The sequence below is a fragment of the Ktedonobacter sp. SOSP1-52 genome (genome assembly GCF_016587395.1).
In genome coordinates this window covers 717,551-734,259 of record NZ_BNJH01000002.1, presented here as the reverse complement: position 1 = coordinate 734,259, position 16,709 = coordinate 717,551, and the positions used below count along the sequence as shown (strand labels likewise).

Below are 16,709 nucleotides of genomic sequence, written 5' to 3'. Positions count from 1 at the left end.
CATATGTTCGATACAGCTATTAATAGTTTTGCCTGTCAAAAAGTGCTATGCATTTATGTGAATTTGGTTCCTCTTTCGTTTTTGGTTTGCGCTACGAGCAAGAATTGTGCTTCTTCCGCAGTTAATACATCGTATATTAAATTTTGTGTTTGTGTCTTTATTCTCATGTTTCGCTCCCTCCTACTAGTAGTCGCCTTCATTTTCATATGCAGAGAAGTCAAAATCTTCCTCTTCATCATCTGAGACAATAGCGTCATCATCATCTTCTAGTAATTGCTTGAGTCTGTCTTGTGCATTTCTAAAAGTTGAATTCCATAGTAACGCCTCTTTGTATTTGTTCTTCTTTTCTTCTATGTGAATTGCTATCTCGCCTTGCCAAAAGAAGTGCCATGCAAGAACCTGATTTTCAGGTTTATAATCCTGACCTTTTTTCGCCAGTTGAGCGAGGCGATTGGCAATGTCTTGCGCCTGCAATGTGAGTCCTTGAATCCGCTTGAATTCATTTCTCCAGGATAATTTGATGCACCACTCGTTGTACCACTCAAGGCATAAGGTCAGGATGCGTGTCACTGGAATGTCTAAGCGAATGAATGGCTCTAAAACCTGAATTCCACCTTCATAGTTCAGTGGGATTCCTGATGGGAGGGTTTTAATTACTTCTGGGTTCTTTAGTATATTCTTTGCCTCCTGAATGAGGGCCGTACACCATTCATTTAGAAGCATTTCTGCTTGAGTGATTGCTTGCTTTAGTCGTCGTTGATCTCGTGGTGAATCAAACGGGATTTTTCGCCCTCTGAGGGTTTGAATAAGTTTCTCATCCCCCTGGCAACATAGATCCAGGCAATCTAAATGCATTTTTGCACTTGAATAGTTATGCTGCTTGAATGCACTATGTGCCTCGGTGCTATGATGAGAGAGGATTGTATCCAGAGCATCAAGAAACAACTGCTCTTGTAGCACTTCATCGAGCGTTACCCGTTCTCTCTCTTTGCTAGCTATACGATTTTTGGCAAAATAGGCCCAAAACTCCTCTGTACAAAGTAGAAGTATCCATAAAATTGTGCTGATAAGCGGCGTATTCACACTAATCGCATGCATAGCCTGTATATCCTGTAAGACCATCTCTTTATAGATGAGAGCGCGAATATGAAGAAAACGAGAGTCTCTTTGATATTGCTGAACAACGTGTCCCCATGCAGATTTTATATTGAACTCATCCTTGGACCTCAATGCTTTCCTAAGAGCCGCTTTTCGCTCAATAATCTCTTCTAAGCAGTGATATCGCCCAGGTGTTATGTGTCTAACCTTATTTTGAGGAAATTGTGCTGTAAGGAAGCGATCTGCGAGAACACGCGACTCTAGTTGGTGGACAAGTTGACTCAATATCTCTTTTGACTCTGTTTTGTTTTCCCATCGAGAGGCTTCTTGGAGTTTGTGTATGGCAGTAGAGATCTTTTCCTGGTTATATGCCTTTATTGCGGTAAAACAGAGGAGATCTACTAATGTTTGTTGCAATGCAGTTTGGCGTGTTCCCCGATCTTGTATTGCTTTTTGTAATAGCTGGCAAGCTTGGTCTCCTTCTACAACTAACGTCATAGCACGAGCTGCTCTTTCTAGTAGCTCTTTATCTTCACATTGTGAAAATAATCTTTGTGCCATTTGTATTAACTGGAGTTGCCTGATTTTTTCTTTTGGTACATAAACGCAGAGATAAGGGAATATACGCTCTATTTTTACAACTGCCTCTGTTTCGATGGGATAAGAGCCTAGCAGTTTGAGAAATGTCTGATACCCCTGTACAAAATTGCCAGTAATAAACGCTGCAATTGTCATGATAAGATCGTATACGAAGATGCACGATCTCCCTGGATTAGAGATAAGTGAAGCTATTTTATGTAATGCTTGTCCTTCATTTTCTAGCAGCCTAGCTAAAGCCGAACACATATATTGCTCGTGCTCATCTAATGGCTGAACTTTTCGTAAAGTTACGATGGCATTTTCAAAGTATTTCTTTGTCATGTAGGTATATGTGATGAGCAACGCAAGTGAGCCATTCGCTGGATTCATAATAGATTGGGATGCCATGTACTGTTGGATTCGTTCCCAGTATTTTTCTTGAGCTTGAGCTTGTGTACATACAGTATACAGAGCTGTAGTGATGCCTATCTGGCATAAATGCTGAACTGCAGGGTAGCTGATCCATTGTGAAATCTTTTTCAAGAAATTGATCAAGTCATTTGCCTGTACTATATCTTCGACTCCTCGGCAAATAGGTAGTAATGCCAGGGTGACCGCTATTGCTGCTTTTTCTGATAGTTGCTCAAAGTGTTTTTGCAGATAGGAACTCTGTTTGAGAAGAATTGCGAGCTCCGCAGGGCGATGATGCCATACAAGAGCCAAAAAACTGGACCAGACTAACATTGGTTGGCGTTCAAGATTGCTGAGATCCTTAACTTCTTGCCATACATCAACGGATGAAGATGGGGATGCGAGAAACTCTGCACATCGTGCGAGTGCTCTACAATCATGTGGATGAAAGTGTTGCGGATTATTTAATGCTTTTGTGAAGTTTTGTGTGGCAAGCGCATATTTTCTTTGTTGGAAATAGAGATTGCCTAGAAGGAAGTGAATACTGGGTTCATCTTGATTTACAAAATTTTTGATCTGGGAAATCGTAGCGTCTATGTGTCCTTCGCTCCCACGAATGTAAGCCTGAAGAATTGCCGTTTTGTTGTATGAGCCTTCCATTTGGCTCGGGAGGAGTCGCTTGGCTTCAGCAACTTTATGCTGTTCGAGAAAATACGCGGAGAGAACCAATGCTGCACGTTTATATCCATATTGGTGTGCTGCCGCTTCTAGATGTCTGCATCCATTCTTGAAGTCTTCGCCTGTGAGTAATAAGAGCAGACCAGTCCACATAAGTTGATCTGGAAGTGGCAAACGTCGGAATAGTGGTTTTATGATGAGTTGTTTGGCTTTCTTAAAATCCTTTGCAACAAGAGCGTAGCCTAAAACAGTACGAAAAGCTTCGATATCTTCCTCAGGTGATCCAACACCAGGTTCCCACTCTATATCTAGTGGGGTTATGGTATCAATTAAGGCGAGGCGAGCCTTTATAATTGAACCATAGAGGTGATACGATGTTGACCTCTCTTCTAAATACTTGCGAAGATCATTTCTTTCTCTGTTCGAAGGGGTTGCGTCAAGTACGAGGCAGGCTATTGTCCATTGGCTTGGCCATTTTTCGTAGTGATGAAAATATGTTGCAAGCATATTTTTCTCGTTAAGTAGAAGATACGCCCATGCCACATAATAGCGATATTCTAATCGTGTAATGGTGTGTTTTGATGCATATGTATGCAGGAGTTCTGCGGCCTGCTGTGCTTTCCCTTGAACAAGGTAAAGCCGCCCGAGTATAGCGTCTATTTTGTCTCCAATATATCTGCGTATATGCTTTAGGAGAGAATGGTCTGGTAGATCGTCTTCTAAAGGAGACGGATCGTCAATAGAAGTGAGCCAGCGCATGATACTGCTCAGTTTGAACAAGGCATGTACAATTGAGTCATTTTCATACTTCAGTGTTTGCTTGTCATGAATATATGCTACTACTTTTTGATATTCATCTGCCTGTATCCATGCTGCTAATAGACCGCGGAGTGCAGTAAAGTTACGTGTATCGCTATTGAGTACTATTGTAAAGTGCTCAATAGCTTTTGTCTGATTGTGTTCAATCAGGAGTGCATAAAGTGCAAAAGCGTTGTGTGCTCCTTTTATTGGAAGAGCGACTCGCAGCACATATTCAGCTATTTCTCCTGCGCGCTTAATATGTATGTCATCCGATTCAAAGTCAACAGCACAGCTCTGCTCTAATAGAGAGCACATGGATCTTTCCTGAGTCGGTTCTGATATGCGGGCGAGATAATCAATGTATATCTTTACATGATCATCGCCCTTGGCTCCGTATTGGGCAAGGGTGCGGACAGCCCACACCCTCCATTCCTCTTTCAGCGATGAGGTATGATACATGCGAGTCAAAAGATCGCGAGCCAGACGTTTTTCTTCTCTTACGTTGTAAGCCTGTACGATAAGGCTCCACATATTACCCGTATCCAGGTTCTCCACTGGATCATTTAGCAATTGCATTCCCATTGCTTCAATATTCTGTAGGTCGTTCTCGGTTAATGCCCGAACCCTGCTTTTATCCAGAAATATCTCTAAGAAGGGCAGCCATAAATTGGCGAGATTTTTAGGGTCTTCTTGCAATTGCTGCTGGATATGGCGAAGTTCAACGATGCTCATTTGTACATCTTGCACTGTTTGTGCGTGCGTCAATTGTTGCTTTAGGCGTCCCATTTTTGAGAAGCGATCCAGAAATGTGGGCTTGGGGATCACGATGAGAACCTCTTTTCTAGCGTTCAGATTGTCTGTGGAACTGAATATGAATAGTTGGTTGCAAATTCCTGTTAGAGTAGACATCAGTTGTCATATCTTCTAACACAACTTCAATAGTATTGGCTGCTATGTACTCGTCTTCTCTTTGACTCTGTGCTTGCAGGATATTATCCTCAATTAGCTCGGCTATCAGTTTCATCACTATGCGTCCGCCTTCTTTGTTTCCCGAGCGCTGGTTTATCTGGTGACTACGCTTTGCTATATACTTTAGGAGTGCATCTGGAACAATCAGTTCTTTTTCCCATCGCTCCCGCCACCTTTGTTGTATTTTTGCAATATGTTTCCGGCAAATGGCCTCCATTGCCTCTTGATCTAGAGGATTAAAAATGATGATTCTTTTTATACGTGCAAGAAGCTCTGGGGAGAATACCGGTTGGTGTGAGCGTTCGTGTCGGATGTTTGTAAGCGCATTTTTCACTCTCTCGGTAATTTTACCAGTATCTCGTTCACCTTCTAGCCACATCTGAGAAACAATTTCCGAGCCAGCATTGGTGGTCAGGATAAAGATGGCTTTATCTGCAAACGCTTTGACCCCACAGGTATCTGTGATCCAAGCTTCATCAAAGAGATTGAGAAACGGTTTCCAGACTTCTGGGTGTGCTTTCTCTGCTTCATCGAGAAGAAAGACACAATAAGGATCAGCATTGAGATCATTGATAAGGCGACCTCCTTGTTCATGTCCCACATACCCAGGTGGCGTTCCAATAATGCCAGAGATACTATGTGGTTCTGTAAAATTCCCCATAGTATAGGTTTGAAGTCGCTTTGAGGAGGAGTAGAATTGGGCGAGAGCTTTAGCCAACTCTGTTTTGCCCACTCCTGTTAGTCCAGCAAAGAGAAGTACCGTTGCAGGTTTGTTTGAATCTGTCCATCCTGCTTTTATACGTTTTAGTTCCGTTGCCACGGTCTTAATCGCATGTTCTTGCCCCACAACAAACGAGGTAAAAATGCTCTCATAGTCGAGTTTTCTTGCTATGCCAGTAAATGTTTCTGCCGGTAAACCGCTCAGTTGTGCGACAACGTGCACGATATCCTGCGTTGTTACTTCTGTTCTGTGTTCTCCGTTTTGAGTGCGCGCGTAATCCACGTGTTCACATGCTTGTTGTAGTATCTTGATGGCCTTGGCTGGGTGGTATTCGTTTAAGATATAATCGGTAGCAAGCGATACTGCTCTCTCAATTGCTCTTTCTTCGATGTTTACCGCATATTCGCGCTCAAGCTCAACGCAGACGTGTCTTGCGATAGTTAACGCCAGCTCTTCTTCTGGTTCATCTATAGATACACAGGTAAAGAACTCAAGTAATTCTTGATTAGCAGAGAATAACTCCTCAAAGTCTCGTTGAGACAATATTCCGATCAGCTGAATTTGTTCCTCTTTAAGAGCACGGCGGAGAAGTAGTATATTGTTAGTTTTCTCTTCGGTACGTAATAGTGACCCCAGGCCGTCCAGACAGAGAATACACTCTTTTTGATCTTTCATGAGGGAGAGGAGGTGCAAAAATGTTTCTCTGCTCTCAAAAGGAGTCACATTTTGGCAGTCCATCAAAGCAAACTGTTTTTGTTTCAAAAATGGGAATTCTCCGAGCGCTGCCCGTCTAGCCAACTCCTTTACCAGAATCGTTTTTCCTACGCCTTTTTGCCCTATAATAAGTATGTGATTTTTCGCTCTGCGATAGAGCGCTCGTGTGATTGTTTGGTAGATATCAAAAGAACCTTTATGTGTTTTGCTGGTATGTACTGGAACAGCCTTGGGATAGTCCCGTGTGGATGCGAGATAGGTAAGATCTTGTACGGGTAATTGTAGTGAGGCAAGGTACTGCGATGGTCTCAATGCACTTGATGTGGTCCCAGGGGGAGAGTAGTTGAAGTGACGGCGCATTTTCTCTACATCTAGATAAAGCGGGCTCTGCTCTAGGATCGATATAAGATGAGATGGCTTATGATCGAGTAGTGCCAGGAGTAGATGAGATGAGTCTATCTGCTCCTCCCCCTGCTGTTGGGACACTACACGGGCAGTCTCGAACAGGCTTACTGTACTCTCATCCATACTTTCCCAAGTTAAATCAATGCGACTACTCCTGTGACCAGAGATTCGTAGGGTATCTACAATGCGTTGTGATATGCTTGCCAGTGTCATTTCTGGTCGTAACTGCAAACGGACTAATCGTTGTGTGATTCCTTCTCGCTCATCTAATAGCCCGAGAAAACAATGAGCAGGCTGAAGACGATTGCTTCCTAGATGCGAAGCAAAGGTGATAGCGCTTTTTATGACGTTCCATGCCTGTGTACTGAAGACTTGCTCAGATAACTGTTTGGTGATGGGATCAAATAGTGGAAGCTGATTACTAGATCCCAGTTGAATTTGCCGACGACAAAAGTCTGTGCCCCGTTCTGCATTAAGCAGAGTTAAATATTCCCTATCCTCACTCTCTAAATGTGCAAGTAGACAGGCAAACAATACTTCAATGGAGAAATCCTGTGCAAGATGTGGATTTTCGAGAATCTCAGTTGCAAACTGGTCGAGCGCTTTTAGCGTATCTGAGGAGAAACCCTCTCTATTTCTTGGGCGTGATGGTGATATCGCTACGGAACGATTATACACTTCAATTATTGGTTTAATATCAGAAACAGTGCATCCTTGTTCTAGTGCTTGGGAGAGGATGGCGGTGATACGTGGGTCTTGGCTCTCAATTGCAGCGATAAGTATATCGCTTGGACGAACTACGGTAGTAGCTCGTTGCATTCCTTGCTGTAATACCCTTTTTGTTAGCTGGTCTTGAACAAAGTCTAAATTGAATATCCCATTATCGAAAAACATAGATCTACATCCTTAGTAGTGAATATTGCTAAGCAAATGTACTAAATTTAGTACGTACCTATCTCGCTAAACCATATCTACATCATGATCTCGAGTAGCCAAAGCTCACGTCTTTGCTAAGAAAATGTTTAGTCACTCGATCTCGAGGTCGACACGCTCTTGTAATTGCAGTAAGAGAGATGTCAGATCAAGCCTTATCCTAGCAATGGCAGGATATTAATGTTGGATGGAGTAAGAATTATCTACATCATAATTTGCCTCACATCCAAATCTCCGCTCAACAGTTCAACTGGTTTGTTAAAGACAAACTACAATTCGGTAAAAATGGTGAGATTATCGAGATGTATCTGGTAAGTCATCCTCAATAAGGATGATTTCAGACGTTGACGAGATTTTAGTGTGTGAGTGGAATGCATATTGGATGGAAGAAGACTGTGTGGCACCAACGACTGTGTAATAGCGAAGGCGTTTGGTCACCAGTTGGCCGAGTTCAGGAAGTGTAGGCGTGGAGCTCACGAGCGTTCATCTCTTTCTAGCCACATTCCAGGCAACGAACGTGTATAGTGCAAGGGTGATATGTCGTTAATATGCGCTCTCGCCATAGGAGGAGGCTCCTGATAGGAGGACGCAGAGAACGTATATAGAGCACATCAATGTGTTTTTTGAGGCGCACCAACACACTGCATCAAATAGCTTATGAAAATTTATTCTATTAAAACAAACAAAGGAAGAAGAAAAAACAAGATTTTATCATACTATAAAGGAGACGAGAGAAATTGGCGATTTCTCAGGTATTGAGCAAGAGCTATTATACAATGTCATGCGTGGAAAATCCAGATATATACACATTAATTTCTAAATAACTGGCGAATGAGAAGCATGATACAATGCAAAAACATGAGGTAAGGGATATGCGTGGCAAATGGCTTATTATTTGCCACGCATATCCCTTACCTCTGAGGATCGCAGGTGCGAACGGTCTCCCAAGACAGAGGAACCTCCCTAACCTACGCGAAGTGGAAAGTCCTGGCACCCACTTGCTATACCTTGAAAAGGAACACGTCAATTGTTACGGTGTTGGGTGAATCGCCAAGGCGATACAGTTTTTCAGTGTAATAGGATGCGTTTTCGAAGGCAAAGTGATCTTTACCTATGCTCTTGCATACGTCGTATGTTTTTGCGGCAATATCAAGGGCCATGGGAATATTATCGGTCGTCGGCGCCCCTCCATAGGCGATCACAAGGCCGACGCTCCGACCCTTGAGAAAGCCCTGGCTGCGAATTTGCTTTTTGGCGTTATTGATGGCATCCGCGTTATTGCTGAGATAGCCATTGGCATCAATATTGATGGTAAAGCGATGGGGCTGCAACTCAAGCCTTGGAATGGGAATAGGGGTTGGCGATGGCGTGGCTGTCGGCGAAGGCGTCGGTTTGGGACGAATGCTCGCTTTAAGTGGCGTAATGTTGGTGTTCGCGATGAGAAAAATCATCGCGAGCGCCAACAAGAGATCGGCAAAGAGCCAGCCAACAGAGACGGGCGAACTGCGGAAGGACCGTTTCCTCATACATGTCCTCCCGCAGTAACGGTACTTCTAGTGCGACGCTTTCTAAAGGGCCAGGATACCTCGACGTCAGACAAATCCTCACTTGCCTGTTTGAGATCCTTGACGGATTGGACGAGTTCAGGGCCAACTTGAGCTAGCACGCTGCTGGTCTTATGAAGATCTTTCGATGTTAACTCAAGGGTCTTGTTGGCTTCACTCTCAAGATGTTTGACGGCATGGTCTGTCTGCGTTTGCGCATACTCAAGATTGCGTGACATTTTTTCAATGGTCTGATCGAAGTCAGTTCCTAGATGTGTTGCGAGATCTTCAATTTTTTGTGTGGCACTGATCATATTGGTACTGGCGCTGTTCATATGCTCTGCCGCGGTGGTCACTCCTCCAACCACACTCTCAATTTCGCGCAGGACATCCTTCTGAGTGGCATTGAGCTCGGCTATTTGTACACTAATCTCCTGCCCAATATTGACGTATCGATCCGCGTTATTCACCAGGCTTTGCGAAGCCCCTGCCAGCCCCTGGCTTGCTGTGGCAAGTTCATGGCCGACCTGTGAGAGATCGTTCAGGCGTCCCTGATAATTTGCCAGCTCAACATGCAACGACGTCATATCCTGGTGGAAATCCTGCATCATGGGGACGACGGTCTCTGTCACCAACTCGTGGATGGTGGTAACCGAGTCTGTCGCTGCGTTCACCATCTCTTTGGTAGTAGTGCTGGTCTCGTTCAGGACTGTTTGTAGCGCTTGCTCAAAGCGTTCTAGGCGCTGGTTCTGACTCTCTGTAGCGTCATCAATATATTGCTTGACAGTGGTATGGGTGTTGTACAGGAGTAAGTCGAGGGATTGTTCTACTTTCTCGAGCGCACTCTCTTGTGTCTGGGTGGCACTGTCAATGCTCGTTTGTACCAGCGCGGTATTATCGCTCATGCACTGCTTAAAGTCTTTGAAGTTCTGTTCCATCATGGTGTTGAGCGAGGTTACGGTATGATTGACAATTTGTTTCAGTGCTTCTGTTGTGCTATCAACGACACTTTTGATGCCATTGACTGCTCGATCCAGGTCTGACTGATCGGTGATCAGGGGGTAACCTTCCTCCGCGACGCAGGTGACCAGTTCATCAATTTTGCTTTGAAGCTTCCTGGTATATTTTGCGGCTTTGCTCGTCACCTGGCTCTCCAGGTACTGTTCATACAAAATGAGGAGCAGGTAGCCGACCAGGAAGATGACATCGAGGAGAGCTGTCATGGTGAAGGGGAGGACGCGACCATCAAAACCCGCCTGCCAGAGGGCCAGAAACGATCCCTGTTTGTTGCTGCCCGGGGTGGCGATATATTCCTGGTAAGCATTCACACCTTCATAGAGGCCTACCCAGGTGGTGATCAGTGGTGCCAGGCTAAAAATATTGCGCAGACCTCGTACAAAATGCATCCAGCGTGTATTGGTTTGAGCATCTTCAATCTCGTGTTGGAATCCTGGAGGATCGAGCCATAAGTAGGCGGTGTGAGGGGTAAGTGATTTGTATTGTTCACAGATTAATTCAACGCGTTGTATTCCTTCTGAGACTCCTAGCTTTTGCCCCTCGTCCATCAAATCGGCGAGATCGGTTGCGATATGGCTATAGTTTGTATTCTGAGCAAGTCTAGATTCGCGTATGCCCATAGTTGGTCTCCGTTACATTCCTTGTGAGGAGGAAATATTTGTACGAAAAAGAGATAGAAGCATAAAAATTAAAAGACTGACTGATTAAAAACATTTGCTCTGATGTTCTCGAAAATGTTACAACGCTCTCTCATCCCACGACCTTCATTATGATCATTACAGTTGTATTGTGTTAAAAAAGAGCGTGAAAGATCAAGCTATAATCTTTTATAGTTTGATAAAAAAAGCGTTCTGACGATTTTGGAATTTTCGAGGAATCAGCGCATTTGAACGAGCTGGATTTTTATAATGGGTTTTACCCAGAATATTTACAAATTTATAACTCATCCAAACTATTTATTATATTAATGAAATGGTATATAATTGTCAAGTATTAAATGCGTAAATATTCTTAGATGAAAAAAAAGGTGGTAACAGGCTAGGAGAGAGCAACTATCATTTTTCTCTCATCTAACACATTCTTGAAGGTATTGTTTATATAATAGTCTGCGTAAAAAGCAGATGAGCAAGGAAAATACCGCGTTTTTTGCTAAGAATGTTTATTTCTTCTTGACAGTAAACATAGAAATCGATACACTGCTAACAATAATAATAAAGCTCTTCAAAAAAGAATATCTCGCAGATGGCATCAGGTAGATAGAACAGAGAGGGAAAACCTTTTAGGAAGTGCCAAAAAAGGTTTCTCTCATGGTGGCAATATTTATGAAAAGAAGTCATTTGTCTCCGCTATCATTTTTATTTCCTGGACATTCACCGCTGATTATTTCATTTGCAATTGTTGATGGTGGCATCGAGGTCAAGTTATCTCAGAACAACCAGTTGCTCAAAGATTGGCAGCCATCACAACTGCGCCATGTATTGCCAGAGCCACTTCTTCAGTGGATAGAGAATCAGCGTATTCACATAGGACCTCAACCTTATCCATTGATAAAACAGTTCTGGAAGAGCCTCTTTCCCCATGTATCGAAAAAGCTTCTTGTTGATTCATCTGCACTCACTCAATTAGTGGAAGGACCTCAACCACAAGATTTCGCGCTGGTCTGGGAGCTTAATCGCTCTCTGGAGCGCATTGAGGGGCGTTATGAAGGCGCGGACCATTACCTGGGAATGGGCTGGTTTCAAAAAGGGGCAACCATCTGGCCCTTAAAACTTTCCCCTTCAGCTAGCTTGGATGCGCATTTAAAAAATCCGGTGTACTCTCTGCAGCATGCCACTGTCCTGTTAGAGTCAAATATTTCTTACCTGCAACAGTATCTACCCACACGTGCTCGTTTCCAGGTTATCACTGACTTTATCCCACAGGTCATTGTTCACAATGTGAGTAGTAGCGCGGTTACCCTTGGCTTGCAATGCAATTACCCTCAATTGCTCTCTACGATCAGAGTGCCTGAAGAGGATGTTGATGCGTTGTTAGCCGACCGAACTGTGATTCAGTTGTCATGCCAGGCCTTAACACCTGTCATGACCTATTTGCTGCAAAGCAGTTCGGCGATTACTCTCGAAGGAGAAAGTATTCCCCTCTTTATTCGCGAACAACTGCCGGCCATGCAGCGTCATCACCAGATAAGCGATGATCTGGCGGCTAAAATAAGCCAGGCTCACCCTATTGTATCTATTCCTACCTTAAAGCCAATCGTCTCGCTTGCTCATACATTTGAAAACGGGATTGGTACGTATAGCATTACCACGACTTATAAGTACCAGGAGCACGTACTGAATATAGATGCCTTGCTCATAGCGTATCAGCGTTCTCAACGTTTTGTGCGACAACATGGGATCTGGTTTGAGTGGCCGGAGAACGCACGCGATTTTGTTGACACTCTATTGCAGCAGCGAGCAGCAGTATTACGACTAGAAGAAGTCATGGGTTTTGACACCCAGCGCCTCGCTCTTCTCCCCGACCAGGCACCTGCTCGCACAATTAAGCCTGTTGGCGCAACCTATGTTGAGCGAGCGCGATCTCTCTTTATGCAGCTGCGGCAACATGGCATACCCGGTGGGATTGTTGCCCATCATCAGGCGGGACTGACAATGACGCTTGAGGCTGCCTGGAAGGACCTGGTTCGTGACAATCCGCAGGCGCGTATTCTCTGGATAGTTCCTGCGAAAAAGAGAGAGGTTGTGGCAAGCGCTATTCGGAGTCGTCATGTAACTGTGGCATCACCAGAGACCTTGTGTGAAGAGCCAGAGCTCGTATCGCACGCATGGACACTGGTGATTTTCCAGGAACTAGATTCCCTGTTGGAGGCAGAGCATGCATCTGAAATCTGCTCCAAAATTTCATGGGCATGGGCGATCTTTTCCATCGCCTCAAAGAGTGCATTAACCCCAGCAATTTTGCGAGTATTACATGTGCCCGAAACATATTGCGCACAGTTTGGTGCTCATTATCTTTTTGATCCCCTGAAAGGCCCTGCTGCGCAGCCTGAAATGGAGAAGCCAGCCGCTTCAGGTAGCACTGCAATACCTGGGACGTTGGGAAGTAGCGATGAAGCGCAGAGAGAGAAAATCGCACAATATCTCGAGATGCTGAAGCAAAACCGTGTGCGGCGCCCTTTATCATCTACTGCACCTGGCATGCGGCCTTTTCTTCCAAACATAGAGCAAGCGGTCTCAAATGGTAGTGCAGCTCTTCCAGCATCTGTTCGCATACATGATGAACGTGATCCCGATCTAACCATTGCGCGCAAAGCCTTTTTGACAGTGATTGGCAAACATATCTCTAACCTGAATAGTGCTCACCAGGTGTTACTAAATGTGATAGATAAGCGTGTATCTGTGCTGAGCGCTACCCAGGAGAGTGCTGAAATTCAACGAGAGGCTGTAGGAGCAACAAGACGAGATAGTGCTACTCACGCGCAGACGCCTCCTGCACAAACTCAAAGAGGGCCACAGATCGTAGCTGCTACCACATCAAAAGCGCCCTCCATAGAGAGTGTTTTTCTTGCGCAGGCAACCCAATGGGTGGGGAGGACACATGACGCGATGCCAATGGTGAGCTTTAAGTGTCATGTGCCCAGTTACATCGATATGGATGATAGGCAGTTAGACTGGTATTTCTATTGGCGTAATGAGGTTCGTAATGGGCGCTATCCAACGACTGAACTAAGCTATATTCTGGTACATGTGTATGAAACGTTGGCCTGTGTAGGTTTTGCAGACCCAATGCAGGCGTATGAGCGGCTTGTTGCTTTATGGAGGCAGTACCGCAATAGTTTTCCGCTCCTGGGCCAATATCTCATCCCCTGGATTGCGGATTTTTGTGTGGTTCATACATTGCCACTCACTCCAATGCAGTGGTATGCCCAGCTGTTAAGCGTGCCTGATTGTGCTGTGGATGTGCCATTGATGGCAGAGGCGTGGTGGCGTCAAGGAGGTAAATGGGCAGAGATTCCGCCAACGGTACTCTATAAGCTTGTAGGTTTTGATGTTCCTCAAAAACTCTCTCTGAATACGCAACAGAAGAAGGTCTTGGATGAGGCGTATCGACTTGCGATTGCAGAAGTTGATAGATATATCACTCATCAAAGCGGCCAGCAGGCGTTGATGAAACGTTATGGACGCAATAGAACGCAAACTATTGAACGACAGCCGTTTCAGGGATCATTATGGGAAGGATCATATCCTCGTATCATCATTGCAACCATTAATGCAGCGTTCAATGATATTGAATTTTGTCGTGCTATCTCGGGTATTCTCAGGTACGCAGATTATATTCAGCGAAAGTTATATCAAAACAATGCGGAACGCTTTGTTCCCACCATTGATATGAGCTGGCAAGAGGTGATCGAAATCGCATTAAGAGGACGGCCATTGTCTCGAGCCGAGCATACAGCGGATCAAACGCAGCGTCCGTCATCGACCGTGTTTTCTCAATCATCACAGGTAAAAGCAAGCCAGCAAGCCGATCAGGGCGAGGACGAACAACAGACTGAGAAGCTACCATTTGTAAAGCAAAGCCAGGCGAAGCAAGTCTCATCCTCATCCGTTGCACCAGCCACTGATGCTTCACATGCAACAGAAACAACTGCCAGTTCTGTTCCTCATAGTGGAGAGCCTAAGCCCGTTTCATTATCCAAAAGCCGTTCTATTGAGCTCAATCAGCATACCGTTGTGCGATTGCAGCAGGAATCTGAGCAATTGAGGGAACGTCTAACCGTTGAGGATGAAGAAGATCCGCGCCCATTGTTATCTGTAACTCAACAGAATGGGGATCCATTTGGAGAGGTTAGAGATGTATCCAGGGTAGAGGCGAAGCCAGTGCCTAAAAAGGTCGTACCACATGAGAAGGTTACTGTCAGGCCAGATATCAAACAGGGGCAGAAGAAAGAGCCAGCCTTACCCCTTATGCGTACAGAAACGCTTTCCTTCTGGGATCAGGCTCGGCAGTGGAAAGATCGGTCGCATGGGCTTGTAACGCTGGAGAAATTTAAGCACTACCATCCTGATTATACGCTTATGAATACCAGCCAGCTCAACTGGTATTTCTACTGGCGTAGTGAGGTCCGTTCTGGTCGCTATCCAGCCACCGATGTGGGCTATATCTTTATTCATGCGTACGAAGCACTGGGATGTATTGGCTTTACGAATCCAGCCCAGGCCTGCGATCGGCTCTTCTCGTTGTGGAAACACTATCGCGAGAGTTTTGCGGATCTCGACAAATATCTGATTCCCTGGATCGCTGATTTTTGCGTAGTGTATACCGTGCCACTAACTCCAATGCAGTGGTATACCCAGGTATTAGCTGTTCCTGATTGTGATATTGATGCACAATTAGTTGCAGAAGCATGGTTGCGCCAGGGCGGTGATTGGACACAAATACCGCCAGCTGTGCTCTATAAACTGACCGGTTTTAACACCCAGACAAAGTTTTACCAGAAGATGCGGCAAAAGCATGCGCTCGACGATGGGTATAAACGGGCGATTGCAGCGGTTGATAACTATCTCAGCTCGAAATTTGATCGTCCCGCATTGATTGCACGGTATGGGAAAGGAAAAAGTCAAGCTGTTGAGAGGGAACCGTTTAAATGGGCGTTGGTAGAGAAACCATATGCACCTATCACCGTGGCACATATTAATGCAGCGTTTACTGATGCAGGCTTTTCCCAGGCATTGTCGGGTATCCTGAAATATGCAGATCATGTTCAGCGAAAGTTGTATCAAAGCGCTGTCTCGCCTTTTGCCCCCACAATTGACGTGAATTGGCAAGAAGCAATTGAGGTAGTATTAACGAACAAACCAGCTGTCCAGGCGAAAGAACCTGAAAGGCAGACAGTATCTAAGATTGTGATTTCCGCTTCGCCCCAGATACTCCCATCTGCTGTTCCACTGGATGCGGAAGCTCTGGAAAAGTTGCAAGAAGAATCTGATCAATTGCAAGAGCGATTGACTGTTGGGGTGGGGGAAGGAGCTGTATCGCTGAATACAGAGGCTATTTCAAGGTTACGGGCAGAATCTGACCAACTGCAAGGGCGATTAACTATTGAGAAGGAGGAAGACCGGGAAGAACAATCTCCGCAAATTATATCTATACCAGAGGTGGTACCTGTCGTCACTCCTGTGATCAGGAACATCTCTGTCTCTGAGTTAGAGGTAGATGAAGAGTGGAAGGGTATTGTACAGCAGTGGCAACCTGAACACTGGGAAGTGATTCGACTGCTTCATCACGCCCAGCATAAAGAGCTGGTGCTGGTGGAACGTCAGACTCATCGCCCGGTTTCGCGGCTTATTGATGAGATCAATTCCCCTGTCGAAGAAGTCCTCGGTGATTTATTGATTGACCCTGATACGAAAACGATTGCCAGTCACTTGCAAGCAATCGTTGAGACTCTCCTAAGGACGACACATAAATCTATCAAGTTGGTTGTTGAACGTTCTGAGGAGGAGCTTGCCACTCCTGTCAGAAGTAATATCTCTGTCTCTAAGTTGGAAGTGGGTGAAGGGTGGAAGGGTATTGCGCAACAGTGGAGACCTGAACATTGGGAAGTGATTCGGCTGCTTCATCAGGGAAAGCAAACAGACCTGACATCAGTAGAGCGCCGGGTGCATCGCCCGGTTTCGCGGATTATTGATGAGGTAAATTCTCCTGTTGAAGAAGTTCTCGGTGACTTATTAATTGACCCTGATACGAGAATGATTGCCGACCATTTGCAAGCGACTCTTGAGGTCTTGCTTGGCTGGTATCGTGCCTCAAAAGAAAAATAAGCTGTAGTAGAGAAG

5 protein-coding genes are annotated in these 16,709 nt (G+C 45.0%); 1 reads left to right on the top strand and 4 read right to left on the bottom strand.

Annotated features, from left to right (window positions below; all coding sequences use genetic code 11):
- Positions 1 to 183: 183 nt before the first annotated feature.
- From JMJ16_RS18850 to JMJ16_RS18835, 4 genes are all read right to left on the bottom strand, one after another.
- Positions 184 to 4,392: a hypothetical protein gene (locus JMJ16_RS18850; RefSeq protein WP_201383966.1), complete on the bottom strand. Its 4,209-nt coding sequence runs from the start codon at positions 4,390 to 4,392 to the stop codon at positions 184 to 186.
- A gap of 16 nt (positions 4,393 to 4,408) precedes the next feature.
- Positions 4,409 to 7,270, bottom strand: coding sequence for an AAA family ATPase (locus tag JMJ16_RS18845; RefSeq protein ID WP_201383964.1), 2,862 nt, complete (start codon positions 7,268 to 7,270; stop codon positions 4,409 to 4,411).
- Positions 7,271 to 8,310: 1,040 nt separating this feature from the next.
- Entirely contained in the window at positions 8,311 to 8,835 is a 525-nt protein-coding gene (locus tag JMJ16_RS18840; protein ID WP_201383962.1) for a hypothetical protein, read from the bottom strand.
- Positions 8,832 to 10,490 carry a hypothetical protein gene (locus tag JMJ16_RS18835; RefSeq protein WP_201383960.1) on the bottom strand — a complete coding sequence of 553 codons (1,659 nt, stop codon included), beginning with the start codon at positions 10,488 to 10,490 and terminating at the stop codon, positions 8,832 to 8,834. Before JMJ16_RS18835 ends, JMJ16_RS18840 begins: the two co-directional genes overlap by 4 nt.
- Positions 10,491 to 11,177: 687 nt before the next feature.
- Here JMJ16_RS18835 and JMJ16_RS18830 point away from each other — a divergent pair.
- Positions 11,178 to 16,694 (top strand): TerB N-terminal domain-containing protein, encoded by a 5,517-nt coding sequence (locus JMJ16_RS18830; protein WP_201383958.1) that lies wholly within the window; start codon positions 11,178 to 11,180, stop codon positions 16,692 to 16,694.
- Positions 16,695 to 16,709: the final 15 nt, after the last annotated feature.